Annotated in this window: 25 protein-coding genes; 18 read left to right on the top strand and 7 right to left on the bottom strand. The window is 55.7% G+C overall.

Annotation, left to right across the window (positions count from 1 at the left end; genetic code table 11):
* Window positions 1-2: 2 nt before the first annotated feature.
* Both HMPREF9098_RS02925 and HMPREF9098_RS02920 read right to left on the bottom strand, forming a co-directional pair.
* Window positions 3-1,712, bottom strand: coding sequence for a proline--tRNA ligase (locus HMPREF9098_RS02925; RefSeq protein WP_003781849.1), 1,710 nt, complete (start codon window positions 1,710-1,712; stop codon window positions 3-5).
* Between the two features lie 92 nt (window positions 1,713-1,804).
* Window positions 1,805-3,049 carry a pentapeptide repeat-containing protein gene (locus HMPREF9098_RS02920; RefSeq protein WP_003781848.1) on the bottom strand — a complete coding sequence of 415 codons (1,245 nt, stop codon included), beginning with the start codon at window positions 3,047-3,049 and terminating at the stop codon, window positions 1,805-1,807.
* A 262-nt stretch (window positions 3,050-3,311) separates the two neighbouring features.
* Between HMPREF9098_RS02920 and HMPREF9098_RS02915 the strand changes: the two genes are divergently transcribed.
* From HMPREF9098_RS02915 to HMPREF9098_RS02855, 13 genes are all read left to right on the top strand, one after another.
* Window positions 3,312-4,721 (top strand): DUF4026 domain-containing protein, encoded by a 1,410-nt coding sequence (locus tag HMPREF9098_RS02915; RefSeq protein ID WP_003781845.1) that lies wholly within the window; start codon window positions 3,312-3,314, stop codon window positions 4,719-4,721.
* A gap of 481 nt (window positions 4,722-5,202) precedes the next feature.
* Window positions 5,203-6,585, top strand: coding sequence for a mechanosensitive ion channel family protein (locus HMPREF9098_RS02910; RefSeq protein ID WP_040564214.1), 1,383 nt, complete (start codon window positions 5,203-5,205; stop codon window positions 6,583-6,585).
* A 5-nt stretch (window positions 6,586-6,590) separates the two neighbouring features.
* A complete protein-coding gene (gene nudB, locus HMPREF9098_RS02905; protein ID WP_003781842.1) occupies window positions 6,591-7,046 on the top strand; it encodes a dihydroneopterin triphosphate diphosphatase in 456 nt (151 codons plus the stop codon).
* A gap of 125 nt (window positions 7,047-7,171) precedes the next feature.
* The gene (murC, locus tag HMPREF9098_RS02900; RefSeq protein WP_003781841.1) at window positions 7,172-8,581 is read left to right on the top strand and encodes a UDP-N-acetylmuramate--L-alanine ligase; all 1,410 of its coding nucleotides are present in this window, start codon (window positions 7,172-7,174) and stop codon (window positions 8,579-8,581) included.
* Between the two features lie 73 nt (window positions 8,582-8,654).
* Window positions 8,655-9,581, top strand: coding sequence for a D-alanine--D-alanine ligase (locus tag HMPREF9098_RS02895; RefSeq protein ID WP_003781840.1), 927 nt, complete (start codon window positions 8,655-8,657; stop codon window positions 9,579-9,581).
* A 14-nt stretch (window positions 9,582-9,595) separates the two neighbouring features.
* On the top strand, window positions 9,596-10,354 hold the full coding sequence (locus tag HMPREF9098_RS02890) for a cell division protein FtsQ/DivIB (protein ID WP_172460039.1): 759 nt from the start codon (window positions 9,596-9,598) through the stop codon (window positions 10,352-10,354).
* A 10-nt stretch (window positions 10,355-10,364) separates the two neighbouring features.
* The gene (gene ftsA / locus HMPREF9098_RS02885; protein WP_003781838.1) at window positions 10,365-11,708 is read left to right on the top strand and encodes a cell division protein FtsA; all 1,344 of its coding nucleotides are present in this window, start codon (window positions 10,365-10,367) and stop codon (window positions 11,706-11,708) included.
* 82 nt (window positions 11,709-11,790) lie between these two features.
* The gene (gene ftsZ / locus HMPREF9098_RS02880; protein WP_003781837.1) at window positions 11,791-12,975 is read left to right on the top strand and encodes a cell division protein FtsZ; all 1,185 of its coding nucleotides are present in this window, start codon (window positions 11,791-11,793) and stop codon (window positions 12,973-12,975) included.
* An 82-nt stretch (window positions 12,976-13,057) separates the two neighbouring features.
* Window positions 13,058-13,594 carry an isochorismatase family protein gene (locus HMPREF9098_RS02875; RefSeq protein WP_003781836.1) on the top strand — a complete coding sequence of 179 codons (537 nt, stop codon included), beginning with the start codon at window positions 13,058-13,060 and terminating at the stop codon, window positions 13,592-13,594.
* Window positions 13,591-14,091: a GNAT family N-acetyltransferase gene (locus HMPREF9098_RS02870; RefSeq protein WP_003781835.1), complete on the top strand. Its 501-nt coding sequence runs from the start codon at window positions 13,591-13,593 to the stop codon at window positions 14,089-14,091. Before HMPREF9098_RS02875 ends, HMPREF9098_RS02870 begins: the two co-directional genes overlap by 4 nt.
* Window positions 14,092-14,107: 16 nt before the next feature.
* Window positions 14,108-14,956 (top strand): CAF17-like 4Fe-4S cluster assembly/insertion protein YgfZ, encoded by an 849-nt coding sequence (gene ygfZ / locus HMPREF9098_RS02865; RefSeq protein WP_003781834.1) that lies wholly within the window; start codon window positions 14,108-14,110, stop codon window positions 14,954-14,956.
* A gap of 2 nt (window positions 14,957-14,958) precedes the next feature.
* Window positions 14,959-15,447 carry a PaaI family thioesterase gene (locus HMPREF9098_RS02860; protein WP_003781833.1) on the top strand — a complete coding sequence of 163 codons (489 nt, stop codon included), beginning with the start codon at window positions 14,959-14,961 and terminating at the stop codon, window positions 15,445-15,447.
* A gap of 120 nt (window positions 15,448-15,567) precedes the next feature.
* Entirely contained in the window at window positions 15,568-16,464 is an 897-nt protein-coding gene (locus HMPREF9098_RS02855; RefSeq protein ID WP_040564213.1) for a YwqG family protein, read from the top strand.
* Window positions 16,465-16,659: 195 nt separating this feature from the next.
* On the opposite strand, the gene pyrF is transcribed toward HMPREF9098_RS02855, so the two are convergent.
* The 5 genes from pyrF to HMPREF9098_RS02830 all read right to left on the bottom strand — a co-directional run bounded on the left by pyrF (window position 16,660) and on the right by HMPREF9098_RS02830 (window position 20,220).
* On the bottom strand, window positions 16,660-17,388 hold the full coding sequence (pyrF, locus tag HMPREF9098_RS02850) for an orotidine-5'-phosphate decarboxylase (RefSeq protein WP_003781830.1): 729 nt from the start codon (window positions 17,386-17,388) through the stop codon (window positions 16,660-16,662).
* 80 nt (window positions 17,389-17,468) lie between these two features.
* Window positions 17,469-18,050, bottom strand: a complete 582-nt coding sequence (locus HMPREF9098_RS02845; RefSeq protein WP_003781829.1) for a manganese efflux pump MntP — start codon at window positions 18,048-18,050, stop codon at window positions 17,469-17,471.
* A 26-nt stretch (window positions 18,051-18,076) separates the two neighbouring features.
* Complete coding sequence (locus HMPREF9098_RS02840) at window positions 18,077-18,943, bottom strand: ATP-binding protein (protein ID WP_003781828.1); 867 nt, start codon at window positions 18,941-18,943, stop codon at window positions 18,077-18,079.
* Between the two features lie 4 nt (window positions 18,944-18,947).
* On the bottom strand, window positions 18,948-19,394 hold the full coding sequence (locus HMPREF9098_RS02835; RefSeq protein ID WP_040564212.1) for an effector binding domain-containing protein: 447 nt from the start codon (window positions 19,392-19,394) through the stop codon (window positions 18,948-18,950).
* A gap of 175 nt (window positions 19,395-19,569) precedes the next feature.
* A complete protein-coding gene (locus HMPREF9098_RS02830; protein ID WP_003781823.1) occupies window positions 19,570-20,220 on the bottom strand; it encodes an SEN1982 family lipoprotein in 651 nt (216 codons plus the stop codon).
* A 146-nt stretch (window positions 20,221-20,366) separates the two neighbouring features.
* Between HMPREF9098_RS02830 and HMPREF9098_RS02825 the strand changes: the two genes are divergently transcribed.
* From HMPREF9098_RS02825 to purM, 5 genes are all read left to right on the top strand, one after another.
* Window positions 20,367-20,723, top strand: a complete 357-nt coding sequence (locus HMPREF9098_RS02825) for an ArsC family reductase (RefSeq protein WP_040564211.1) — start codon at window positions 20,367-20,369, stop codon at window positions 20,721-20,723.
* Window positions 20,724-20,839: 116 nt separating this feature from the next.
* Window positions 20,840-21,598: a UDP-2,3-diacylglucosamine diphosphatase gene (locus HMPREF9098_RS02820; protein WP_003781821.1), complete on the top strand. Its 759-nt coding sequence runs from the start codon at window positions 20,840-20,842 to the stop codon at window positions 21,596-21,598.
* Window positions 21,592-22,398, top strand: coding sequence for a polyamine aminopropyltransferase (locus HMPREF9098_RS02815; RefSeq protein WP_169309630.1), 807 nt, complete (start codon window positions 21,592-21,594; stop codon window positions 22,396-22,398). Before HMPREF9098_RS02820 ends, HMPREF9098_RS02815 begins: the two co-directional genes overlap by 7 nt.
* The gene (recD, locus tag HMPREF9098_RS02810; RefSeq protein ID WP_003781816.1) at window positions 22,395-24,113 is read left to right on the top strand and encodes an exodeoxyribonuclease V subunit alpha; all 1,719 of its coding nucleotides are present in this window, start codon (window positions 22,395-22,397) and stop codon (window positions 24,111-24,113) included. Before HMPREF9098_RS02815 ends, recD begins: the two co-directional genes overlap by 4 nt.
* 155 nt (window positions 24,114-24,268) lie before the next feature.
* Entirely contained in the window at window positions 24,269-25,306 is a 1,038-nt protein-coding gene (gene purM / locus HMPREF9098_RS02805) for a phosphoribosylformylglycinamidine cyclo-ligase (protein WP_003781814.1), read from the top strand.
* The last annotated feature ends 132 nt before the right edge of the window (window positions 25,307-25,438 follow it).

Here is a 25,438-nt window from a genome sequence, read left to right as displayed (position 1 = left end):
CATCAACGCAACTGCGCGGCAACGTGTGCGGCAATGTCGCCCACCGGAACGCTTTGCGCTTCGCTGTCGGTGCGGCGCGCGTATTCCACGTTGCCTTCCTTCAAGCCGCGGTCGCCGATGACGATGCGGTGCGGGATGCCCAGCAGTTCGCTGTCCGCCAGCAGAACGCCGGCGCGCTCGTCGCGGTCGTCCAGCAGCACGTCCACGCCTGCCGCCAGTAAATCGGCGTAGATTTTGTCCGCCGCTTCGCGCACGGCTTCGGATTTTTTGTAGTTCATTGGCACAATCACGGCGGCAAACGGTGCCATCGTGTCCGTCCAGATAATGCCGCGCTCGTCGTGGTTCTGCTCGATGGCGGCGGCCACCACGCGCGTGATGCCGATGCCGTAGCAGCCCATTTCCATGATTTGCGATTTGCCGTTGTTGTCCAAGAACGAGGCGTTCAGCGCGGCGGAATATTTGTCGCGCAGTTGGAACACGTGGCCGACTTCAATGCCGCGCGCCAGTTGCAGGCTGCCTTTGCCGCAGGGGCTCGGGTCGCCCGCCACCACGTTGCGGATGTCGGCAAATTCGGGTTCAGCCGCATCGCGCCCGAAGTTGAAGCCGGTGTAGTGGAAGCCGTCTTCGTTCGCTCCGATGACCCAGTCCGCACCTTTTTCGGTGGCGAAATCGGCATACACTCTGCCTTTGAAGCCGACCGGGCCGAGCGAGCCGCCGTTGGCGCCGAATGCGGCGAGGATGTGTTCGGGCTGCGCCATGGTCAGCGGCGATTTCACGCCCGCCAGTTTTTCGGCTTTGATGTCGTTGAACTCATGGTCGCCGCGCAACAGCAGCAGCACCAATTCGCCTTCATTTTCGCCTTCCACCACAATGGATTTGAGTGTGGTTTCCACGGGAATTTGCAAAAAATCCACCAGTTGCGCGATGGTTTTGACTTCGGGCGTGTGCGCTTTTTCCAGATTTTTCTGCGCGGCGGCACGGCTGCCTGAAAGCGGCAGGGTTTGCGCCAGTTCCACGTTGGCGGCGTAATCGGACGCGTCGCTGTAGGCAATCACGTCTTCGCCGCTTTCCGCCAGCACTTGGAATTCGTGCGAGCCCGTGCCGCCGATGCTGCCCGTGTCCGCCGCCACAGGGCGGAAGTTCAGCCCCAAGCGGCCGAATACGCGGCAATACGCGTCATACATCGCCTGATAGGTTTCTTGCAGCGAGGCGAAATCGGCGTGGAAGGAATAAGCATCTTTCATCACAAATTCGCGTGCGCGCATCACGCCGAAACGCGGGCGGCGTTCGTCGCGGAACTTGGTTTGGATGTGGTAGAAATTTTTCGGCAGTTGTTTGTAGGAATTAACTTCTTTGCGGACGATGTCGGTGACCATCTCTTCGCAGGTGGGGCTGAAGCAGAATTCATTGTCGTGGCGGTCGGTAATCCGCAGCAGTTCGTCGCCGTAAAAATCCCAGCGGCCGGACTCTTTCCACAAGTCGGCCGGCTGGATGACGGGCATTAAAAGTTCGATGGCGCCGGCGCGGTTCATTTCTTCGCGCACGATGTTTTCCACTTTCCGCAGCACGCGCAGACCCATCGGCATCCATGTGTACAGGCCCGATGCGTTGGCTTTAATCAGGCCGGCGCGCAGCATGAGCTTGTGGCTGGGCAGTGCGGCTTCGGCAGGGGCTTCTTTGAGGGTGGAGATGAAGAACTGGGAGGCTTTCATAGTCGGTTTCTCTGTGTCGGTAAAAACGGGTAAAGGCGGATTGTAGCGTGTTTTCAGGCTGGCTGAAAATATGGGTAGGGAGTGCAGGCTGGTTAGGATTGGCGTTTGGCTACTACGTTTCCATCGTCATCAAAAATAATCATGCGTGTTTCATTGCAGAATTTTTGCATGGCTTCTTTTTGTTCGGGTTCTGTTAGGTTTTCCCATATTTGACTATCTGTCTGTTTCCAGTAAGGATAAATATTTCTGCTGAAATTCTTTATCCTTATCTTTGCAGAAAGTAGTGATCTACTTTTTCGTAATTCCTTCCATGTAAAAACAGCATATCTTAAATCAGCATTAGATAAATCAGCATCTTGTAATTTTGCATAGGATAAATTAGCATTGAATAATTCAGCACCGTGTAAGTTTACAGAGCATAAATTAGCAGCACGTAAGTCTGCACTATCTAAATTTAATTGAGATAAATCTCTCGCTTTTTCTTTCGCTTTTTCTTTTATCTCGCTAAAATCAAAATCTATACCTGCCAAACAAATATTCGGCAACGTTTCCGGAAAATCCCGCAGGTTTAGTTGCGTACTTTCACGGTTCAGGCTTAACAAAACTTGAGTTAGTGCAATACCCATAGGGCTTTGCGCTGTTTGTTCTAGCTCGTCAATTATTACTCCCTCTGGTTGATAAAACTCACCCGGTTCATTCAAATCATTCAAACTTTCCTGTTGCATTGACTGCCAAGCCGATTTCAGCAGATTAAAAGCAGGCAGGCGGAAACTTTCGCCGTAATCGCCGCGAAAAAACGGCAGCAGGTTGTAAATTGCCGAAATCTGCAACGCAACCGCACCATTCCATTTGCTGAATGTGCCCAAATGGGCGTTATCGGGTTTCTGCCCATATTCTTTGGAGTATTCTTCTATTTGTTCGGTGATTTGTTTCTCGGGTAATATGGCGGACTCATTGTCGGTTGTAAAACTGCTTTTAGTTGTGTTTTTATTAATAATTTTGATTTCCGGCAAATGCGTGCCACTTACCCATTCGGACAGTTTTTGAAATTCTTTCAAATTGATGTCTTTGCGCTGGTTTTCATCCCGAAATTGCCAAATCACAAAAGCAACGGGAGAGGAAACAATCAGAATGATGAAGTTCCAATATCCGGCAGAATCTTCGCTGCTGCATCTGATAACAGTAAAATAGATCAATAAAAAAATAATGACAGACAGTGCTGCAGCACATAGCACTTTGGCTGAATTGCTTTTTTTATCCCACCACTCGGCAAAGGATTTCTTATTTTGTTCTTGCCATTTTTTCAGGCGGTTTTTCCAAGATTCTTGCAGTTCCATTTTCTATATTTCTCACATATTGTTTTGAATCAACGGCCAAAAAGTGCAGGCTGCTTTTGCGCCGCGCGGATAGGCGCATTGTAGCAGCTTTCGGGCGGAACAACGGCGAATTCTGTGTATAATGCCGTCATTGCGCGCGGATATCGGGTGCAGGCTGCTTTTTGCACCGCAATTCCGGCCTTGGCGGCAGCGCAATGCGATGATAAACGTTCATTTTTATAATAGTCTGATTTTTTAATTGTCCGCAAAGGAGCCAACCGCAATGGATATGCAAGATTTATCGATATACGAAGATTTGAAAAACGGCGACTATCAAGCGCCCAGCATTTATTTGGCGGCCATGAAAACACCGTTGGCCAATCCCACGCCGGCCGTTGTGCGCGAACGTTTGGAGAAAATCCTGCAACGCGCCGATGTGGATGAAATTTTGGCGGTGGAAGCGGATGACGACAGCGATTTCATCCACATCGTCATCAGCGGCGGCCACGAAGATTGGGACGAGACGGAGCATTTCATTTTCCGCGTGCGGTTTTATGCCAACGACACGCCGGAAGAGTGGTCGTATGAAGCGGCCGAATTCCGCGACCGCAACCTGCTGGAAGACGAGCGCATCGAAATGCACCGCGCGCCGCAGATTATGGAATGCGAAACCTATTTCGATACCGAATATGAATTGGGCAGCCAAACGTCTTGGGCGCTGCAACTGGCGGTGATGGATGCGCTGGCCGGCGAATGCTATGCCTTGCAAGATATGGTGGCGAGCATATTCCTGAGCGGCATGTGGCTGGCGGAAACGGCGCAAACCGAAACGCTGCCAAGCTTGGATTTGGGCTATGTGATTCATGCGATTACGCCGCAAAACCCCGAAGCGGCGGATTATTGGCTGCACACGCACGGACTGCTGAAATTCGGTATGCCGGAATTGGAAATCATACGGGTGGAGCGGTCGCAGGTGTCGGCATGCCAAGGTATTATCCAGTCGGTGGCCATGCGCCTGATGCAAGACCCGGAATCGTGGTACGAAGACGGCGACGAGCCGATGTGGGTCGTGTACACGGAAGAGCAGATGATTGCGGTGCGGCTGATACCGTGGCAGACGGCTTTGGCGTCCAACCTGTTGGCACCGGTGAAAAAAGGCCTGTTCCGCAACAAAGTCCTGCCGTTTAGCGGCGATATGTCCGACCGGGACGACGACATCCATACCGAGCCTTCCTTGGTGATATTTGCCGACCAAGACGGCAAGCCGCAGCCTTTGGGCGATTTGGGCGTGCTGCTGGACGACGAACAAACCCATATGATGCTGTTGAAGTCTGATTTGGAAACTGCGCGCATGCACGCTTATGCCATTGAAAAACTGCCGCTGCTGGAACAATGCTTCCGCCGTTTCGCGCCGGAAGAAGGGCAGTGGGGCTATATCGTCAAAATCCGCTGCGAATCGCCTTCCACGCAAGCCGTGGAACACATGTGGTTCACCGTGTTGGAGATGAACGGCGACACGGTGCGCGTGCAACTGGACAACGACCCGTTCGAAATCCCCGAAATGCAGAGCGGCGAAGTGTACACGCTGCCGACGGACAGCATCACCGACTGGCGGATTTACAGCGCGCCGTGGCAAACGGTGCTCGCCCCCGATGCCGCTTATGTGCTGCGCCGCTATCTGACGGCCAATTAAACAAAAGCAACAAAAGCAGCCTGCACCCTGAAATACGGAGTGCAGGCTGCTTTTTCATAATGGCAAATCCCTTAACAGACCATATCAACACATTAAAATGCGTGGAAAACGGGCAACATTTGCACCGCAATAAAATATCGCCGAAAGGGGAAATCCGGCAGAAAATTTCCGTGTGCAAAAAGCCCGTATTTTTATCAACGGATTAGCAAAACCTGCCGTATTTTTACAATGTAAAAAAGCAGTCTGCACTAAAATAATCCATTATTTATCAAATAAATAAATGTAAAACAAAGTTTGTCAACGCGAAATTTGCACAAAAAATAAGCAAAAATATAATGGGCTTGGCGGCAAAAGCAATTTTATTTTTTCTCCACAATCGCAGCAAAAGTTATCCACAAATCTTGTGGGTAAAATTGGGCGTTGGATGGGTTTGCTATATAATAACGCACCATATCAATTTGCAAATGGAACCGATGATTTTATGACGCAAAACGCTTGGTGGGAAATCATTAGCAATTTATTTGAGCGCGACGAGCTGATGGGGCGGCTGCTGGAACGCAGTTTCCGCCAAACGTCGGGCTGGGGCGAGGCTTTGCTGGCGTTGGCGCTGGTGTGGCTGGCGCACCGTTTGTCCGAACGGCTGCAACAACACGCGGTGTTCGAACGCATCCGCTGGTGGGTGGTGCGGCACAGTTTGAAGCGGCTGCTGTTCCCGTTTTTCATGCTGATATTCGGCGTGGTGGCGCAGATTGTGTGGCAGCTACTGGGTTTTAACAGTGCGTGGCTGCGCTTTTTGGTGCTGGCGGCGGGCTGGATGATGGCGATTCGGCTATGTTTGTCGCTGCTGCATGCGGTGGCGCCGCCGTATCATTGGATGGACTGGCTGGAACGCACGGCGGCCGGCGGCTTGTGGCTGTGTTTCGTGCTGTGGATTTCGGGTGTCGATACGTGGATTATCAATTGGCTGGACGGCTTGAGTTTTTCGGTCGGCAAAAGCCGTTTGAGCGTGTGGACCATGTTCACCGGCCTGTTGTGGGTCGGCGTGATTCTGCTGTTGATGACATGGCTGGCGCGCTGGCTCAATACACAGTTGATGAAAAGCCGGCACATCGACATCAACTTGCGGATTGTCCTGTCCAAAATCATTTCCAGCGCGGCGGTGGTGCTGTCGATTTTGATTGCGCTGCCTTTGGTGGGCATTGATTTGACCGTGTTGTCGGTGTTTGGCGGCGCGCTGGGTGTGGGCTTGGGTTTCGGCTTGCAGAAAATCGCTAGCAATTATGTGTCGGGCTTCATTATTTTGGCCGACCGCTCCATCCGCCCGGGCGACCGCCTGACGGTAAACAGTTTCACGGGCTATGTTACCCAAATGACGGCGCGTTTCGTGGTGCTGCGCAGTGCGGCAGGCGAGGAAGCGCTGATTCCGAACGAAACCTTTGTTACTTCCACCGTGATTAACGAATCGTACAGCACGAAAGCGCTGCACAAAACGCTGGATGTGGAAGTGGCGTATCACACGGATTTGACGCTGGCCTTGCAGATTCTGAAAGATGCGGCAGCGGCACAGGAGCGTGTCAGCAAAGAGCCGGAGCCTGCCGCCTACCTTATCAATTTCGGCGATAATGGCATTCAGTTGCGTGTCGGCTTTTGGGTGAGCGATCCGGAAAACGGGTTCAACAAGCTGTTTTCTTCGATTTTGCTGACCATTTGGCGGCGCTTCAACGAAGAAAAAATCGAGTTTCCATATCCGCAGCGCGAAGTACGCATTTTGCCGAGCGAATCCGCGCCCAGCGATTTGGCGCTGCGCAAAGCGAAAATTCACGAACAGACAGACACGCGTTCTGCCAATGAACAGGAAGGATAAACCGAATGCAGCCTGCATCTAAACCGCCCAAAAGACCCGTGTCCGTGCTGGTGTTGCTGCACGACGGGGCAGGGCATGTATTGCTGCTGGAACGCGCCGACCGCGCAGGGTTCTGGCAGTCGGTTACGGGCAGCCTGGAAGACGGGGAAACGCCGGTGCAGGCTGCTTTGCGCGAAGTGGCCGAAGAAACGGGCATCGTGCTTGCCGAAAGCAGCCTGCACGATTGGCGGCGCAGCGTGGTCTATGAAATTTACGCGCATTGGCGGCACCGTTATGTGGACGGCGTAACGCACAATACCGAACATTGGTTTTCCGCCCGCATCGACCGCAGCACGCCCATCCGCCTGTCTGAGCATACGGCTTATGCGTGGCAGCCTGCACTTTTGGCGGCGGAACAAGTCTTTTCGCCGTCCAACCGCGAGATTATCGAAGAATGGCATCGCATGCAGGCGCAGCGGTAGGGTGCAGGCTGCTTTTTAAAATTACGCAAAATTTGCCGCAAATGCACAAAAAAGCATGGCGCAAGTGCGTATAAGACTTTAAAATACACGGTTTTGCAACGGCACTGAAAAACACGGACGAAGTTATGAAAAACAGAATCAAACGTATCCATTTTGTCGGCATCGGCGGTTCCGGCATGTGCGGCATTGCCGAAGTGTTGCACAATCTGGGTTTCCAAGTGTCGGGCTCGGACCAGAGCCAAAGCGCCATGACCCAGCATTTGAGTGATTTGGGCGTGCGCGTGTTTCCCGGCCACACGGCGGAACACATCGAAGGTGCCGAAGTGGTGGTAACGTCCACCGCCATAAAGGCCGACAATCCCGAAGTGCAGGCTGCTTTGGCACAGCACATTCCCGTGATTCCGCGCGCCATGATGCTGGCGGAACTCATGCGCCTGAAAGACGGCATCGCCATTGCCGGTACGCACGGCAAAACCACCACCACCAGCCTGACCGCTTCCATTCTGGGTGCGGCCGGTATGGACCCGACCTTCGTCATTGGCGGCAAACTCACCGCCGCCGGCACGAATGCCAAATTGGGCAAAGGCGAATATCTGGTGGCCGAAGCCGATGAAAGCGATGCGTCTTTCCTGTATTTGTCGCCTGTCATCACCGTGGTTACCAATATCGACGAAGACCACATGGACACCTACGGGCAGGACGTGCAGCGGCTGCACCAGGCCTTTATCGATTTCGTGCACCGCATGCCGTTTTATGGCAAAGCATTTTTGTGTGTGGACAGCGAACACGTCCGCAGCATTCTGCCCAAAATCAAAAAACCGTTCGCCACATATGCCATTGAAGACGAAACGGCCGATATTTACGCCACCAACGTCCGCACGAACGGCGCGCAAATGCAGTTCACCGCGCACACGCGCCATACCGGCAGCGTCCACGAATTTGACGTGACCCTGAACCTGCCCGGCCGCCACAATGTGTTGAACGCGCTGGCCAGCATCGGCGTCGCACTCGAATGCAAGGCGCCCATTGAAGCCATCCAACAGGGCTTGGCTAATTTCGCAGGTGTCGGCCGCCGCTTCCAAAGCTACGGCAACATTGCGCTGCCTTCCGGCGGCGAAGCCCTGATTATCGACGATTACGGCCATCATCCCGTGGAAATGGCATCGACCATTGCCGCCACGCGCGGCGCGTATCCCGGCCGCCGTCTGGTATTGGCGTTCCAGCCGCACCGTTATACGCGCACCAAAGATTTGTTTTATCAATTCGTCGATATTTTATCCACCGCCGACCGCGTGGTGCTGACCGAAGTATATGCCGCCGGCGAGGCGCCGATTGCCGATGCCAACGGGCACTCGCTGGCCAATGCGGTGCGCGCGCGCGGCTTGGTTGAGCCGATTTATTGTGCCGACGTGCAGGCGCTACCGCAAACCCTGCTGAGCATTTTGCAGGACGGCGATGTGGTCCTGACCATGGGCGCAGGCAGCATCAACCGCGTGGCACAAGCCTTGTCGCAGTTGGGCGGACAGCCTTCATAATTTGAAAAAAGCAGCCTGCACCCCGCTGTTGCGTGCAGGCTGCTTGTACTGTTTATTGCATAGGAATGGGAACATGCAGCATTTTGGTAAAGTGGCCGTATTGATGGGCGGTTTTTCGTCAGAGCGGGAAATTTCACTGATTAGCGGGAAAGCCATTTTGGAAGCCCTGCAAAGTCGCGGCGTAGATGCCCACGCTTTCGACCCGGCTGAAATGGAATTGTCCGAACTGAAAACGCAGAATTTCGATATGGCGTTCAACATCCTGCACGGCACTTACGGCGAAGACGGCACGGTGCAGGGCGCATTGGAAGCATTGGGCATCCCCTACACAGGCTGCGGCGTGTTGGCATCGGCATTGGGCATGGACAAATACCGCTGCAAGCTGATTTGGTCGGCATTGGGCTTGCCTGTGCCGCCGTTTGAAGTGCTGCACGACGACAGCGATTTTGCCGCCGTGGAACAAAAACTCGGACTGCCGCTGTTCATCAAGCCGGCCGCAGAAGGCAGCAGCGTCGGCGTGGTCAAAATCAAACAGGCCGGAGAATTGGCGCAACAATATGCCCAATTACGCGATATGGGGCTGCACGGCGTGATTCTGGCCGAACAGTTTATGTCGGGCGGCGAATACACTTGCGGCGTGTTCAACGGCAAAGCCCTGCCCAGCATCCACATTATCCCGCAAACCGAGTTTTACGATTACGAAGCCAAATACCTGCGCGACGACACCGTTTATCTGTGCCCTTCCGATTTGAGCGGCGAAGACGAACGCACCATGCAGCATTTGGCGCAAGAAGCCTTTGCAGCGATTGGTGGCGGCAACACATTGGGGCGCATCGATTTCCTGAAAGACAGTGCAGGCTGCCTGTATATCCTCGAAGCTAATACGCTGCCCGGCATGACCAGCCACAGCCTGATTCCGAAATCTGCCCTGCAAATCGGTATCTCCTTTGCCGATTTGTGTATCGCCGTATTGCAGAATGCACAAGATGAGCGCAGGTGAAATCTTTGAAGTACATGAAATTTTTTGTATATTTGTGCGCTCTTGCCGTTATCGTCCTGCTGGCGAAATATATTGAACAACACCGCTATTTCCAAATTGCACAAATTGATATTGTGAACGAACGCGGCAGCACCGAATTTCAAAATGCCAATCGGCAGCAGATATTCCAGTCCGTATTGCCGAGCCTGACCGGCAGCTTTTTTTCGGTCAACGTGCATCAGGCGCAAAAAGCCGCACAGGCCACGCCGTGGGTGGCACAGGCCAAAGTCAGCAGAGTGTCGTTTTCCAGCATCAAAATTGATGTGCAGGAATATCATGCCGTTGCACGATGGCTGAACAATGGCACGGAAGCGGGGCTGGTGGACAGCAGCGGCCGTGTTTTCCAAGCGCCCACAGATGAGAAATTGCCCGAATTCGATGCGCCGGCAGACGAACTGAACACAGTAATGAAGCAATATCATTTGCTTAACGGGCAATTAAAATCTTTGCGTTTGGAAATCGAACGTTTAAAATATGATGCGCGCGGCGCATGGACAATGCGCCTGACCAACGGTGTGGAAGTGCGCTTGGGTAAACAAGATATCCACACCCGGGTTCAACGGCTGATTCAATATTGGCAATCCGAATTGAGTGTATTGGCACCGTATTTGGATTATGTGGATATGCGTTATCCGCACGCATTTGCCGTCAAACTCAATGCAGATGTCCCGGCGGAATTCAATCCTCTGGTGCGGGCAGAACAAACGGCAGCCGACAATAGTATTCAAGAATAATGGAAGAAACATGAACGAAAAACAGCAATATATCTGCGCACTCGATATCGGCACCTCAACGGTTATCGCTTTGGTGGGCGAGGTGGTGGATGACGAAATCAATATTGTCGGCGTGGCAGAGGTGGAATCGCGCGGATTGACTGCGGGCATGGTCACCAATATCGATGCGACCACTCAAGATATTAAAGCCGTGATTGCGGAGGCAGAGCGCATGGCAGGCTGCAAAATCCGCAGCGTGACGACAGGGATTACCGGCAACCATATCCGCAGCCTTAATTCGCAAGGCGTAGTGAAAATCAAAGACGGCGAAGTGAGCAAAGCCGATGTGGAACGTGCCAAAGACACGGCCAAAGCCGTCAATATTCCACCGGACCACCAAATTTTGCACACGGTGGTGCAGGAATATATTATCGACAACCAACTGGGCGTGCGTGAACCGATCGGCATGAGCGGCGTACGCTTGGATACGCGCGTACACATTATTACAGGGGCGGTAACGGCGCTGCAGAACATTCAAAAATGTATCAAACGCTGCCAGCTGGAAGTGGATGCCATTATGCTGCAGCCTTTGGTTTGCGCCGAAGCGGTGCTGACCGAAGACGAAAAAGAATTGGGCGTGTGCGTGATTAATATTGGCGGCGGCACGACTGATATTGCGGTTTATACCAACGGCGCCATCCGCCACACCGCCGTGATTCCGATTGCGGGCGACCACATCACGCGCGATTTGGCGCAAGCCTTGCGCACACCGTATCATGCGGCAGAACGCATTAAAACCTATCACGGCGTGGCGCTGGAAGATTTGGACGGTTTGGATGAAATGGTGGAAGTGCCCAGCGTGGGCAACCGTCCGCCGCGCCAGATTGCCCGCCGCAATTTGGCCAGCGTTATCGGGCCGCGCGTTGAGGAAATCTTGCTGCTGACATTAAACGAGCTGCGTCATGCCGGCTATCCGGAAGAGCTGCTCACATCGGGCATTGTCCTGACGGGCGGTGCATCATTGCTGCGCGGCGTGGTAGAATTGACAGAAGAGGTCTTTAATCTGCCGGCGCGCATCGGTGTGCCGCACGATTCGGGACATTTGTCGGAGCGTATCCGCAATCCGCGTTATTCCACTGCCATGGGCTTGCTGGAGGCTGCAAAAGAGCGCGTGCAACAGAAAAACGGTGGTTCTACGGGCAGTGTGCGTTCCGCATCGTTTGGCAATAAAGACAAAACGGGCGGTTCGTCGCAGAACAAACGCGCGGACAATGAGAAAAATACCGATATGCAGGCATTGGATTTGCCGGAACCGAGACCGCGCAAGGCCAATATTTTCACGCGAATCGTTACTTGGATGCGGGAAAATTTATAAGCGTTCAGGCAGCCTGCACTTTATCGAATTCATATTTTTATTTTGTTTGAGTACACGTTACGAATAACGTGAGGAGTAAAACATGACAAACTTTGTCTCTAATCTTGTAGAAGCAACCACGGGCGCGGCAGTCATCAAGGTGATTGGCGTGGGCGGCGGCGGCTGTAATGCCATCAACAATATGATTGAAAATCCGATTTGCGGCGTGGAATATATCAGCGCCAATACCGATTCCCAATCATTGAGCAACAGCCAGGCAGCCACCAAAATCCAATTAGGGGCAAGTTTGACGCGCGGTTTGGGTGCGGGTGCAAATCCGGAAGTGGGGCGCGATGCCGCATTGGAAGACCGCGAAGCCATTTCCAAAGCCATCAGCGGCGCGAATATGCTCTTCATCACCACCGGCATGGGCGGCGGCACAGGCACGGGCGCGGCACCGGTGATTGCTGAAATTGCCAAAGAAATGGGTATTTTGACGGTGGCCGTGGTTACACGCCCGTTCAAGCACGAAGGCAAGCGCACGCAAGTTGCCCAGCAAGGCATTGATTTGCTGAAACAGCATGTGGATTCGCTGATTGTGGTGCCGAACGACAAGCTGCTCAGCGCATTGGGCAAAGGCGTTACCGTGCGTGCCGCATTCCGTGCCGCCAATAATGTATTGCGCAACGGCGTGGCGGGGATTTCGGAAATCATCACATCGCCCGGTTTGATTAACTTGGACTTTGCCGACGTGAAAAACATGATGAGCATTACAGGCATGGCGATGATGGGGATTGGCGAATCCAAAGGCAGCGACCGTGCGCGCGTGGCGGTGGAACAGGCAATTTCCAGCCCGCTGTTGGACGATGTGAGTTTGAGCGGTGCGCGCGGCGTGCTGGTCAATATCACCACGGCGCCGGACAGCTTCATTTTGGACGAATACGAAGAAATCATGTCGGTGGTGAACAATTACGCCGCGCCCGATGCGGAACTGAAATTCGGTACGGCGGAAGACGAATCCATGCCGGAAGACGCCATCCGCATCACCATTATCGCCACCGGCCTGCGCGACAGCGATTATGCCATGCACGAATCTTATGCGCGCCCAATGCAGCCTGCACGTCCGGTTCAGGATACGCACGCATTCCATAACGGCGTGGAAACCCTGATTCGTTCCGGCCGCGATGCCCGCAGCATCAATTTGGTGGCCGCCGATTTTTCCAACCAATCCGTGATTGACGATTTTGAAACCCCTGCGGTGCTGCGTCGTCAAAACCGCAGCGAATAATCCGAAAAAGCAGCCTGCACCTTGAATATCGAAGTGCAGGCTGCTTTTGTTTGCAGTAAACCGTTTGGCAAGGAGCATACACATGTTAAATCATCAAAATACCGTTGTGCTGGTGGTCGATATTCAGGAGCGACTGCTGCCCGTGCTGCATCAGTCGGCAGAGTTTGCCGCCGCATGCCGCCGTTGGATTCAGGGCAGCCAATACCTGTCGCTGCCCATCATTCTCACGGAGCAATACCCCAAAGGCTTGGGCAAAACCGTTGCCGATGTGGCCGTACTGCTGAATGATGCCCCCGTGTTTGAAAAAACGCGCTTTTCTGCCTTCACTGAAGAAGTGCAGGCTGCTTTGGCACAACACAAACCGCAAAACGTCATCCTGATTGGCTGCGAAGCCCATATTTGCGTGTTGCAGACTGCATGGGATTTGCGCGGGCAAGGCTTTGAAGTGTATGTGCCGCAGGAATGCGTAACATCGCGCACTGCCGCCAACAAGCAAAACGGCATCGACCAAATGCGCGAGGTCGGCGTGCACATCAGCAATATCGAAAGCCTGCTGTTCCAAATGCTGCAAGACGCGCAACATCCGCAATTTAAAAACATTTCCAAGCTCATCGCATGACACCGCGGCGCGCACGGCAGGGCGATCTGGCGGAGATTGTCGCCATTTACAACAGCACCGTGGCTTCCGGGCAGTCCACCGCCGATTTGCAACCTATCCGCATCGAACAGCGACAGGCATGGTTCGATGCCCACCGGCAGCCGCATCGCCCGCTTTATGTGTGGCGCGACGATCAGCAGAACATGGTCGCATGGGCCAGTTTCAGCGATTATTATCCGCGCGAGGCCTACCGAATCAGCGCAGAAATCAGCATTTATATCCACGAATCCTACCGCGGGCGCGGCTTGGGGCGCGAAATTCTGGCATTTATGCTGGCGCTCGCGCCCGATTTGGGGATTCGCAACGTGCTGGCGGTGATTTTCGCCCACAATGCCGCCAGCCTGCATCTGTTTGAACGCTTCGGCTTTGAAACCTGGGGGCGGCTGCCCGCCGTGTGCGAAATGCCGAAACGGACAGCGGACGTGCTCATTCTGGGCAAAGCGCTTACCGACCATTAACACATCAGAGGTTTTTATGAACACACTATTGCCTTTTTTCGGCGTGATTCGCGTTACCGGCGATGACCGCCACGAATTTCTGCACAACCAATTTTCCAACGATATTAAAAATTTAAGTGAAAAAACGGCGTGCTATGCCACTTACAACACGCCGAAAGGCCGCGTCATTGCCAATATGCTGGCGTATTGCGCGGATGATGCCGTTTTCCTGATTTTGGCGGCGGATTTGGCGGAAAAAGTGGCCAAGCGTTTGCGGATGTTCGTGCTGCGCGCCAAAGTGCAGATGGAGGTTTTGGCCGATTGGGGCGTTGCAGGCTGCCTGCCGGAGAACGCGCCGGTAGTGTATCCGAGCGAACCGAAACTGCAATTATCGTGCAATGAAGCAGGGCAAATCGAACTGCCCCACGGCGGCTGCCTGACTTTGGCGCCGAAATCCGATTTACCGGCCCATGACGCTGCGGCTGAATCCGCATGGAACCGCCACGAAATCCTGTGCGGCTATCCGTGGATTAGCGCGGCCACCAGCGAAACCTGTGTAGCGCAAATGCTGAACCAGCACACCATCGGCGGCGTGCATTTCCGCAAAGGCTGTTATCCCGGGCAGGAAATCATTGCCCGCGCGCAATACCGCGGACAGGTCAAACGCGGTTTGGCGGTGGCGGAAAATGCCGTGCCGCAGCCCGCAGGCGTACCTGTGCAGGACGCGCAGCAGGCGGAAGCAGGCATTGTGATTAACCAATCAGGCAGCCTGCACCTGCTGGTGGTGAAACACGCTGCCGCGCAGCACAGCATGTTTGCAGAAGACGGCAGCCCGTTTGCCGTGCAGCATCTTTTCTTTGCCACCGACGACCAAGGCGAAGACTGATTATGCTGCCGCTGCCCCGCAAACGCCCGAAAACCGCCGCCGCCCTGCGCCGCCGCCTGAACTGGTGGTCGCCGCTGTTTTTCGCCGGCATACAAATCACATATTTGTCGGACGATTTCATGCACTGCCGCGCCCGCCTGCGCAACTGGTTCAACACCAAAAACACGCACGGCAGCCAGTTCGGCGGCAGCCTGTTTGCGCTGACCGACCCGATTTACCCCATCATGCTCGGCTGCCTGTATGGCGACAAATATTATGTGTGGGACAAATCCGCGCATATCGAGTTTGTCCAACCGGCGATGGGCGAAGTGTATCTGGACTGCCGCCTGAGCCACGCCGACCGCACCAGCATTGAAGCCGCCACGGCGAATGGCGAAAAGCATTTTCCCGTGTTCACCGTGCGCATTTTCAATGCCCGCAACGAAACCATCGCCGTGGCCACGCGCACGCTGTATATCCGGCTGAAAAAGGAATACCGTCCCGCCGAATAGAATATTCTGTGTGAAAAGCAGCCTGCACTTGGGGAGGCATTGGGACGGGAACTGCTGGAAAATAAAATTAAACGTTAGTCACTTCTTGTCTGGATAAATCCCATTTCCAAAGGAGACATCATGCGTGTGCCCGACCATCCCCTTCTTGCCCCCTACAAAGCGGCCATTCTCGCTGCCGAGAAACCCACTGCCGAAATCACTCTCGAGCCCTGCGGTAATCTGACCTTGAGCCAGAGCAAAATCGGCGGGTTGCCCTATCTGCCGCTTGACGCAGAATACCCGCGCAACCCCTACCACCAGCCGCTGACCCTGCTCGCGCAAATCAACTTCGCCGAAATGCCGCCACTGCCCGATTTTCCAACAAGCGGCATCCTGCAATGGTTTATCAACCTGCACGGCTTCTTCAACTGTTGGGGCTTGGATTCCAAAAATCCGTTGAATCAAGATGGCTTCCGCGTGCTGTACTATCCCGAAGTGCTGTCGGATGATGCGCTGGTGCGGGACTTCTCCTTTCTGGAAAACGTTCCGCCCGTGCCGCCGCCCAAGCGTAGCCTGTGGCGGCGCATCAAAGACTGGGGCATGGAGGGCGAAAGCCATCCCCCGTTCGTTCATCCCTGCGCCATCCGTTTCCAATCCGGTAGCCAGTTTCCTTCGTTTCAAGACTGCACCCTGCACCTGCGCGGCGAAGGCGTGCCCGACATCACCTACGACAACTACGAACACGACGACGGAGCCGCCTGCGATGCCTATACCGAATTCGTATTTGCCGAAAGTGCCACAGACAAACACGGCTACTATAACGGCGGCCACCGCATCGGCGGCTATCCCGAGTTCACGCAGGAAGACCCGCGCGCCTCGGTGCCGGCATTCCGCGAATATGTGCAGCTGATGCAGCTCGACAGCGACGACAAACACACCATGTGGGGCGATGCCGGTGTCGGCCACCTGTTCATCCATCCCGATGATCTGCGCCGCCGCGATTTTTCCCGCGTGATGTACAGCTGGGACTGTTGTTGAGCGGCACACATCCCGCAAATCCCCTTTTAAAAGCAGCCTGCACTCTGAAAACCAAAGTGCAGGCTGCTTTTTCGCATTGATTTTAAAGCGTTTATATAGTGGATTAAAATAAAAATGAGGCAAGGCGGCGAGCCGCAAGGCGTACAAATAGTACGTCAAGGCGAGCCAACGCCGTATCATTGCGATTTTAATTCACTATAAAACGCCGTGATTGATTTGCTGCAACACGGCCACCGGGTCTGCCGCCTGTGTAATCGGCCGCCCCATCACCAGATAGCTCGAACCGGCGGCAAGCGCCTGTTGCGGCGTCATAATGCGGCGCTGGTCGTCGTTGTTGCCGGCCACGTCGAGGCGGATGCCGGGCGTGACCAGCAGGAATTCGTTGCCCAGTGATTGGCGCAGGGCTTGGGCTTCATGCGCGGAGCAGACCACGCCGTCCAAACCCGAATCCTTCGCCAATGCCGCCCATGCCAGCACCAATTCTTCGGGTGTTTGCGTGAAACCGAGCTCGCGCAGGTCGCCCTGTTCCATGCTGGTGAGCACGGTAACGCCGATGAGCTGCGGACGCTGGCGGTAATTGGCCACCGCGTCGGCCGCCGCTTCCATCATGCGCCGCCCGCCCGAAGCGTGCATATCGACCAGCCACACGCCCATGTCGGCCGCCACTTTGCAGGCTTGGGCAACGGTGTTGGGGATGTCGTGGTATTTCAAATCTAGAAACAGTTTGAAGCCTTGCTGAATCAGCTTTTCCACCAGGCTGCGGCCGGTGGCGGTGAAGAGTTCTTTGCCGATTTTGAGTTGGCACAATTCGGGCGACAGGCGGCGCACAAAGGCAAGCGTGTCGTGTTCGTTGGCAAAATCCAGCGCGACAATAACGGGTGTGCGTGCGGTGGAGAGCGGGTAGTCGGTGATGAGGGGGTTCATGGTGGTTCTCGATAAGCAAAATGATGGGAAAAAGCAGCCTGCACACGGAAAACGCAGTTTCTGCGAAGCTAAAACGGGGTTCAGACGTTCAAATAACCCAAATGCTCCAATAAGATAAACGTGCCGATGCCGATAAGCACTACGCCGCCCGCCATTTCTGCACGGCTGCCGATTTTCTGACCGAGCAGGCGGCCGAGTCGCAGGCCGATGGCTGCCATGATGGTGGTGCTGGTGCCGATGGCCAGGGCGGTGAGCCAGATATTGGCGTCCAAAAAGGCCAAGCCCACGCCCACCACCATGGAATCGATGCTGGTGGCGATGGCGGTGACGACGGTCAGTAGCAGGGTAGCGTCGGTGGGGTTTCCGTCGGCAGCGGCGGCTTCGTCGTCGTCATGCAGCGCGCCCCAAATCATTTTCAGCCCCAGCGCCAGCAGCAGGCCGAACGCCAGCCAGTGGTCGTATTCGGCAATAAATTTCTGCGCCATGCTGCCGGCCAGCCAGCCGATGAGCGGCGTTATGGTTTCGACAATGCCGAAAATCAGCGCGGTTTTAACGGTTTGCCGCCAAGTATAGTGCAGGCTGCCTGCACCGCGCGCCAATGCGGCGGCAAAGGCATCGACCGACATGCCCAAGGCCAGCAGGATAGTGGTTAATAAGTTCATTGTTGTTTGTTTTTATTTTATATTTTTTACACGGTGCGCTCTTCGGGCAAGCGTCCCGCCCAGTCGCAGGCAAACTGGTAAGCCGTGCGTCCCGAACGGCTGCCGCGCGATTGCGCCCAGTTGAGGGCGGCTTTCCGCGCGGTGTCGTCCCATTTCGTGCCGAAATCGAGCAGCCACAAGCGGGCGGCGGCCAAATATTCGTCTTGCGAAAACGGATAAAAGCTGAGCCACAGCCCGAAGCGGTCGGACAGCGAAACTTTTTCTTCCACCGCTTCTTTTTGGTGGATTTCGCCGCCGGTTTGCACGTTTTCGTGCATGTATTCGGGCATCAGGTGGCGGCGGTTGGAGGTGGCATAAACCAAAACATTGTCGGCGCGGCGCGACAGGCTGCCATCCAACGCGGTTTTCAGGGCTTTGTAGCCGTCTTCGCCTTCTTCAAACGACAAATCGTCGCAAAACACGATGAATTTTTCGGGGCGCGGTTCCAGCAGCACCAAGAGCACGGGCAGGGTGGCCAAATCGTGTTTGTCCACTTCAATCAGGCGCAGGCCTTGTTCGGCGTATTCGTGCAGCAGCGCTTTGACCAGCGACGATTTGCCGGTGCCGCGCGCGCCGGTCAGCAAAACATTGTTGGCAGCGCGGCCTGCCAGAAACTGCTCGGTGTTGCGCACCAGTTGCCGCATTTGGGTGTCGATGGCGGCTAGGCGGTTCAGCGGGAAGGTGTGCGGGTGTGGCAGGCTGTGCAAAATGCCACGGTTGCCCGCTTTTTGCCAACGGAAGGCGATGCTGGCCGCCCAATCGGGTTCGCGCTCTTCGGGGGGCAGCAGTGCGTCCAAGCGGTTGAGCACGGACAAGGCTTTTTGCACAATCGGCTTGATATTTTTGAATTTCATGAAATTACTCTTTTTCTGCCGCCACGCCGATATAAATGCGCGGTGCGCCGTTGATGGGGTGTGCTTCGAAATCGGTGGTGAACAGGCGCGGCAGGTTTTCGGTTTGCTCGATGCGTTTCCAGGTGTTGAACAGGCTTTGCGGCTCTAAATCGGGCACGTCGTAACGCAGGTAGTCTTGTGCGGGCAGCTGGGTTTCGTGGGCGAAATCGGGCGTGGGCAGGTCGAGTGCGACCAGGCGGCCGAGTGTGATGCTGACTTGGTCGGGCTCTGCGTCGTTGTATTGGTACACGCAATAGACGGTGAGCGTGAACGAGGGCAGGCGCGAGGCTTTGTGGTTCTGCCAGTCCGTCCACAGGCGGTTGAGGGTTTCGTGGGCTTTGTCCAATGTGGTGGTGGCGTGAATGCCCATGATGCGCATGGGAGCGTGTAATGCGGTGCGTTCTGCTGGCATGGTGTGTCCTTTCTATGTTGTGTGCGGCTGGGTTGGCAAAAAGCAGCCTGCACCCGTGTGGGGCAGGCAGGGCGGCCATGAATGTCCGAGCCAGTGTTGCGTTGCGGCGTGCAGGCTGCTTTTCACGCAAAACGCCCGTTCGTAAACAGGCGTGTGGTTCGGATGTTGTGCCGTATCAATATAAATCGCGGCGGATTTGGCGGATGTCGCGCCAGCCGCCATTGGTTTTCACCAGTGTGATTTTTTCGTTCAGCGGCTGTTTCAAATCTTCGTACATCGGGGTGTCGCGCAGCAGCGTTTTCGCCCAAGAAGGCATTTGGATGTCGGCCTGATACGCCACTTGGCTCACGGTGATGCCGTTGGCGGGGGTGGGCTCGGTGTAATAGCGGATGTCGGTCACTTTTTGTTGGCCGACGCACAACAGCGCGCCGTGCGGAGACGGAACGAAATAATTTTCGCCTTTGGGCGTGAGCTGGTAGGAATAATAGCGGATGGTTTCTTCGCCTTCGCCGATGCGCTTGCTTTCCGCGCTGCTGTAAATGCCGGCATCCACCAAGGCTTCCATTTGCTCTGCGGCGGCATGGTTGGCGTGTTTGCCGTCGGGGCGGCGTTTCAGGAAGCGGACTTCGCGTGCGCCCAGCAATTCTTGCGTGATTTCGTCATTTTCTTTCAGGCGCGTGTCGATGGTCAGTTGGAAAGGCACGCAGATTTGGTTCAGGGTTTTGGACGCGTCCAATGCCTTTTGCACATCGGATTTGGAAATTTGTGAAGGAGAACAAGCGCTAAGCAAGCAGACGGCCAAACCGCCGAGCCATAATTTTTTCATGTTGCGTTTCCTGTGGGTTGCGGATGGAAAAAGGCGGCAAATGATTGCCGAACATGGGAAGGATAACGGCAAATTCGCAGAACGACAAGACAAAAAATAATGAATTTCGTACAATAGCCGATATTTTTTTGTGTCAGGACAAATTTATGCGGCATCTTTACGGCATCACCAACTGCTCGACAGTGAAAAAAGCACGCGCATGGCTGGAAGCGCGGCAGATAGACTATGTGTTTCACGATTTCAAAAAAGAAGCGCTCACGGCGGAATGGCTGGCTGCCTGCCTGCAACACGTCCCACTGGAAATTTTGTTGAACAAGCGCGGCACGACATGGCGCAAACTCACGCCCGAAGAGCAGGCGCAGGCGGCCGACGAATCCGGCGCCATCGCGCTGATGTGCGCATACCCCAGCCTTATCAAACGCCCCATTCTGACGGACGGCAACGGTGTATTGGCAGGCTTTGACGAAGCGCAATACGCCCAATACGTGCAGGCTGCCGGATAGCACCCGCGCAAAAAGCAGCCTGCATATCGGCCATATTGATTCAATAAACCGCCCCATCCGAAAGTGCAGGCTGCTTTCGGACGGATTCAAAAGCAGCCTGCACTTTTCCCAACGCTATGCAGACCCTATTCATTGCCGATTTGCACCTTTCCGACCACGAACCGGAGCTGACCCGCCTGCTGTGCCGCTTCCTGCACGAGCACGCGGAAACCGCCGCCGAATTGTATATTCTGGGTGACCTGTTTGAAGCATGGACGGGCGACGACGACCCAAGCCGCACCGCCGCGCAAGTGGCCGAAGCATTGGCCGCCTTTGCCCGCCGCGCCCCCGTGTATTTCATGGCCGGCAACCGCGACTTCCTGCTGGGCAATGCCTATGCCGCCCGCGCCGGAATACAGATTCTGCCCGAACCCTGCGTCATTGAACGGCACGGTAGGCGGATTCTGCTCACGCACGGCGATGAAATGTGCACCGACGACACGGATTACCAAAAATACCGCACCGTCATCCGCCGCCCATGGGTGTGCAGGCTGCTTTTGAGCCTGCCGTTCGCCCTGCGCCGCCGTATTGCCGAGAAAATGCGCAACGCCAGCCGCCAACGCCAAAAAAGCGCCGACGTATATGCCATTGCCGATGTTACCGAAGCCGGCGTGCAGGCTGCTTTTGTAAACCACGCCCCATTCGATGCCATCGTGCACGGGCACACGCACCGGCCAAATACCCATCAACACCAATGCGGCCACCGCGCCGTGACGCGCTATGTGCTGCCCGACTGGAAACACGGCGAAGGCGGCTATCTGTCGCTCGATGCCGACGGCTTTTGCTTCCACGCACTCCCCGAATCCGCCAACCCAACTTCAGAAACCGAATCATGACCCACCCCTTCCGCCGCAACCGCTTTTTCCGCAACACCTTGCCCGAAGCCAATATTTCCGAGCTAGGCAACATCCGCTCGCTGCATTTGGGCACGCCCACCATTCAAAGCTCCATGAACGTGGACAATCCGGTGGAATTGGTACTGTCGTACAGCCGCGCCATGATGTCGTGGCTGCTGTTTGCGGACGAACTGCCGCAGCACATCACGCAAATCGGCTTGGGCGGCGGCTCGTTCGCCCGCTGGCTGCACCATTATCTGCCCGACTGCCGCCAAACCGCCGTGGAAATCAACCCACAGGTGATTCAGATTGCCCGCGCCTCGTTCTACCTGGATTTCGAGGGCGACGCGTTCCAGATTATCGAAGCGGACGGCGCGGAATATATTCAGATTCTGCGCGGCAATACCGACGTGGTGCTGGTGGACGGCTTTGACGGCGTGCAGATTATCGACGAACTGGTGGCCGAGCCGTTTTTCCACGACTGCCACATGGCATTGAGCGAAAAAGGCATTTTTGCCGCCAACTGGTGGAGCGGCGACAAACGCTATCCGCTGTTCCTGCAACGGCTGCGCACGATTTTCGACAACCGCGTTTTGGAAGTGCCGGCCACCACCCACGGCAATGTGGCGGTGCTGGCCTTTTGCAGCGAACCCGAATTGAACATCGAAAAACTGAAAAAGCGTGCCGACAAATTGGGCAAACGCTACGGATTGGACTTTTTCCGCATGCTGATGGACGCGAAAGGTCGCAATCTGCATAACCAGAAACAATTTCTTTGGCGCAAGGGGCAGGGCGCATGAAGGCCGATATCCTGACGGACGATACGCCGTTTGCCGCAGCCGCCCAAGCCGCCGTGCGCCTGCTGCACCGTTTGTCGCCCGAGAATGCGGCGGCTGCGGAACCGTTCGTACTGCACCTGTTTGACGCATTGGCGCAGGGCGACACGCTGGTTTATGTGGACGACGGGGAAGCGGCCGCCTTAAACGCCATGCCCGATTTGGTCGGCAGGGACGGCGATACGCCACTGGTGTTGCGCGGCAGGCAGTTGTTTCTGGCGAAATATTTTCGGCAGGAGCAGGAATTGGCATGGCACATCCGCCGCATTATGCAGGCAGCCTGCACCGTGCCCGAGCCGGCCGCCGTGTCGGACAAATTGCAGCAATGGTTTGCCGATGAGGGCAGCTTTGACCAGCAGGCAGCCTGCACTTTGGCACTGCTGCAACCATTCATGCTGATAAGCGGCGGGCCGGGCACGGGCAAAACCACCACCGTTGCCAAACTGCTGGCGCTGCTGTGTTCGGACGGCAGCCTGCCGCGCATTGCCTTGGTGGCGCCCACGGGGAAGGCGGGCGCGCGTTTGTCGCAGGCGCTGCAAAATGCCGTGGGGCGGCTGAAAGGGCTGCCGGACCATGTGGCCGCACATTTGCAGCGCATCGAAGGGCAGACGGTGCACCGCCTGTTGGGGCTGAAACCGCCGCTGATGCAGCCTGCCTATAACGAACGGCATCCGCTGCCGGTGGATATCCTGCTGATTGACGAAGCTTCCATGCTGGACAACCATTTGTGTCTGCAACTGCTCAAAGCCGTAGCGGACGGCTGCCGCGTCATCCTGCTGGGCGACACGGAACAGCTGCCGTCCGTCGGCGCGGGTGCGGTGCTGGAAGCCTTAACCCAAACGCCGCCGCTGTCCGAATCGGTGCACAACGCGCTGCAAACGTATCTGCCGCACCGCCGCGACTGGCAAACCCTGTCGCAGCAGCACGCCCGTTTGACGCGCAGTCACCGCTTCGGCGAAAACAGCGCCATCGGGCAACTGGCGCGTGCCGTGCTGGATGGCGGGGCGCAGGTGGGCGATGTGCTGGCGGCCTTCCCTGATGCGCTGCAACAGCACGAAAACGATGCCGACCAAATCGCCCGAATGCTGTGGCAGCGGCACCAGGCTTATTGGCAGGCGGTGGACGGCGGCCATGTGCAGGCTGCTTTTGCCGAACAGCAGAAATGCGTGGTGCTGACCGCGCTGCGTCACGATGCCGAACGTATCAACCGCCATTACACGCAGCGCCTGCAAATTCAGCGGCACATCGCCCCGAACGCCGCATGGTTCGCCGGCCAAATCATCCTGATTACGCGCAATGCGCCCGCGCAGCATCTGTATAACGGCGACGTGGGCATCATCATGCAGCCTGCACAGGCCGAAACGGGGCTGACGGCCTGCTTCGCCCATGGGGAATCCTACCGCAGCGTGCCGTTGAGCCGCCTGCCCGAACACGAAACCGCGTTCGCATTGACCGTCCACAAAAGCCAAGGCTCGGAATACGGCGAAGTGTGGTATGCCGCGCCGGAGCAAGCCGCCGTGAGCCGCGCCCTGCTGTACACCGCCATCACCCGTGCCAAAGAAAAATTCGCGTATTGGGGCAGCATGGAGGGCTTTCACGCCGCCTGCCGCCAAGCCGAACGGCGGCACACCGCGCTGGACGTGTTTTTGCGCGAAAAGCAGCCTGCACTGTTCGATTGAGCGGGGGCGGCAAACAAACACCGCCGTTGGGGGCAAAATTAGGATAAAATGCGCCTGGCACGAAATACCCGGGTGCAGGCTGCTTTTTCTGTCTGCGCGGCAAAAAAGCAGCCTGCACTTTGTTCTACCCGTTTCAACAACACAGAAAGCCTTCCATGACCCAAGAATCCTTAAGCTACCGCGACGCAGGCGTCGATATCGACGCGGGCGACCAACTGGTCGAAAACATCAAACCCTTTGCCAAACGCACCATGCGCCCCGAAGTGTTGGGCGGCTTGGGCGGCTTCGGCGCGCTGGTGGAAATCAACAAAAAATATCAAAACCCCGTCCTTGTGAGCGGCACGGACGGCGTGGGCACCAAACTCAAGCTCGCCTTCGAATGGGACAAGCACGACACGGTCGGCATCGATTTGGTGGCCATGAGCGTGAACGATATTTTGGTGCAGGGCGCAGAGCCTTTGTTTTTCTTGGATTATTTTGCGTGCGGCAAACTGGATGTGGCGCGTGCCACCGATGTGGTCAAAGGCATTGCGGCCGGTTGCGAAGAATCCGGCTGCGCCCTGATTGGCGGCGAAACGGCGGAAATGCCCGGTATGTATCCCGACGGCGAATACGATTTGGCGGGCTTTGCCGTGGGCGTGGTGGAAAAAGACCGCGTGATTAACGGCCGCAATATTCGGGCGGGCGACATCGTACTGGGACTGGCTTCCAACGGCGCGCATTCCAACGGCTATTCGCTGGTGCGTAAAATCCTGGCGCGCGACAATCCCGATTTGGACGCGCCTTTTGACGGCGGTAAAACCCTGCGCGAAGCGATTATCGCGCCCACGCGCCTGTATGTGAAACCCGTTTTGGAAGCGTTGAAACATTTTGAAATCAAAGGTATGGCGCACATTACCGGCGGCGGTATCACCGAAAACGTGCCGCGTGTGCTGCCGGAAAACTGCGTTGCCCAAATCGATGCGTCCGCATGGCAGATGCCCAAGCTGTTCCAATGGCTGCAACAGGGCGGCAACGTGGCGACGGCGGAAATGTACCGCACGTTCAACTGCGGCATCGGCATGGTGGTGATTGTGTCGCCCGAAGTGGCGGAGCAGGCGGAGAAGCTGTTTGCCGAGCAGGGCGAAACCGTGTACCGCTTGGGCAAAATCCGCGAGCGCGTGGGTGACGAACACCAAACGCAAGTCGCGTAATAGTCGATTTGGTTTGTGAAAAGCAGCCTGCACTCTGGAAACATGCGGAGTGCAGGCTGCTTTTTGATGTGCGAAAAACGAAACGTGGGGCGGGCAGCCATCTTGCGTGGGTATGGCGGCGCAACGCCATGT

The sequence above is a fragment of the Kingella denitrificans ATCC 33394 genome (assembly GCF_000190695.1).
GTDB classification, from domain to species: Bacteria; Pseudomonadota; Gammaproteobacteria; order Burkholderiales; family Neisseriaceae; genus Kingella_A; species Kingella_A denitrificans.
The sequence above is the reverse complement of the archived record's forward strand: the minus strand, read 5'-3'. Positions and strand labels throughout refer to the sequence as shown.

Coding starts and splice junctions, on each gene's coding strand:
- HMPREF9098_RS02890 (WP_172460039.1), top strand. CDS start 9,596: ATGAAATTTTTTGTATATTTGTGCGCTCTTGCCGTTATCGTCCTGCTG.
- HMPREF9098_RS02895 (WP_003781840.1), top strand. CDS start 8,655: ATGCAGCATTTTGGTAAAGTGGCCGTATTGATGGGCGGTTTTTCGTCA.
- ftsZ (WP_003781837.1), top strand. CDS start 11,791: ATGACAAACTTTGTCTCTAATCTTGTAGAAGCAACCACGGGCGCGGCA.
- HMPREF9098_RS02830 (WP_003781823.1), bottom strand. CDS start 20,220: ATGAAAAAATTATGGCTCGGCGGTTTGGCCGTCTGCTTGCTTAGCGCT.
- nudB (WP_003781842.1), top strand. CDS start 6,591: ATGCAGCCTGCATCTAAACCGCCCAAAAGACCCGTGTCCGTGCTGGTG.
- pyrF (WP_003781830.1), bottom strand. CDS start 17,388: ATGAACCCCCTCATCACCGACTACCCGCTCTCCACCGCACGCACACCC.
- recD (WP_003781816.1), top strand. CDS start 22,395: ATGAAGGCCGATATCCTGACGGACGATACGCCGTTTGCCGCAGCCGCC.
- HMPREF9098_RS02870 (WP_003781835.1), top strand. CDS start 13,591: ATGACACCGCGGCGCGCACGGCAGGGCGATCTGGCGGAGATTGTCGCC.
- HMPREF9098_RS02840 (WP_003781828.1), bottom strand. CDS start 18,943: ATGAAATTCAAAAATATCAAGCCGATTGTGCAAAAAGCCTTGTCCGTG.
- purM (WP_003781814.1), top strand. CDS start 24,269: ATGACCCAAGAATCCTTAAGCTACCGCGACGCAGGCGTCGATATCGAC.
- ygfZ (WP_003781834.1), top strand. CDS start 14,108: ATGAACACACTATTGCCTTTTTTCGGCGTGATTCGCGTTACCGGCGAT.
- HMPREF9098_RS02925 (WP_003781849.1), bottom strand. CDS start 1,712: ATGAAAGCCTCCCAGTTCTTCATCTCCACCCTCAAAGAAGCCCCTGCC.
- ftsA (WP_003781838.1), top strand. CDS start 10,365: ATGAACGAAAAACAGCAATATATCTGCGCACTCGATATCGGCACCTCA.
- HMPREF9098_RS02860 (WP_003781833.1), top strand. CDS start 14,959: ATGCTGCCGCTGCCCCGCAAACGCCCGAAAACCGCCGCCGCCCTGCGC.
- HMPREF9098_RS02875 (WP_003781836.1), top strand. CDS start 13,058: ATGTTAAATCATCAAAATACCGTTGTGCTGGTGGTCGATATTCAGGAG.
- murC (WP_003781841.1), top strand. CDS start 7,172: ATGAAAAACAGAATCAAACGTATCCATTTTGTCGGCATCGGCGGTTCC.
- HMPREF9098_RS02825 (WP_040564211.1), top strand. CDS start 20,367: ATGCGGCATCTTTACGGCATCACCAACTGCTCGACAGTGAAAAAAGCA.
- HMPREF9098_RS02835 (WP_040564212.1), bottom strand. CDS start 19,394: ATGCCAGCAGAACGCACCGCATTACACGCTCCCATGCGCATCATGGGC.
- HMPREF9098_RS02855 (WP_040564213.1), top strand. CDS start 15,568: ATGCGTGTGCCCGACCATCCCCTTCTTGCCCCCTACAAAGCGGCCATT.
- HMPREF9098_RS02915 (WP_003781845.1), top strand. CDS start 3,312: ATGGATATGCAAGATTTATCGATATACGAAGATTTGAAAAACGGCGAC.
- HMPREF9098_RS02820 (WP_003781821.1), top strand. CDS start 20,840: ATGCAGACCCTATTCATTGCCGATTTGCACCTTTCCGACCACGAACCG.
- HMPREF9098_RS02910 (WP_040564214.1), top strand. CDS start 5,203: ATGACGCAAAACGCTTGGTGGGAAATCATTAGCAATTTATTTGAGCGC.
- HMPREF9098_RS02845 (WP_003781829.1), bottom strand. CDS start 18,050: ATGAACTTATTAACCACTATCCTGCTGGCCTTGGGCATGTCGGTCGAT.
- HMPREF9098_RS02920 (WP_003781848.1), bottom strand. CDS start 3,049: ATGGAACTGCAAGAATCTTGGAAAAACCGCCTGAAAAAATGGCAAGAA.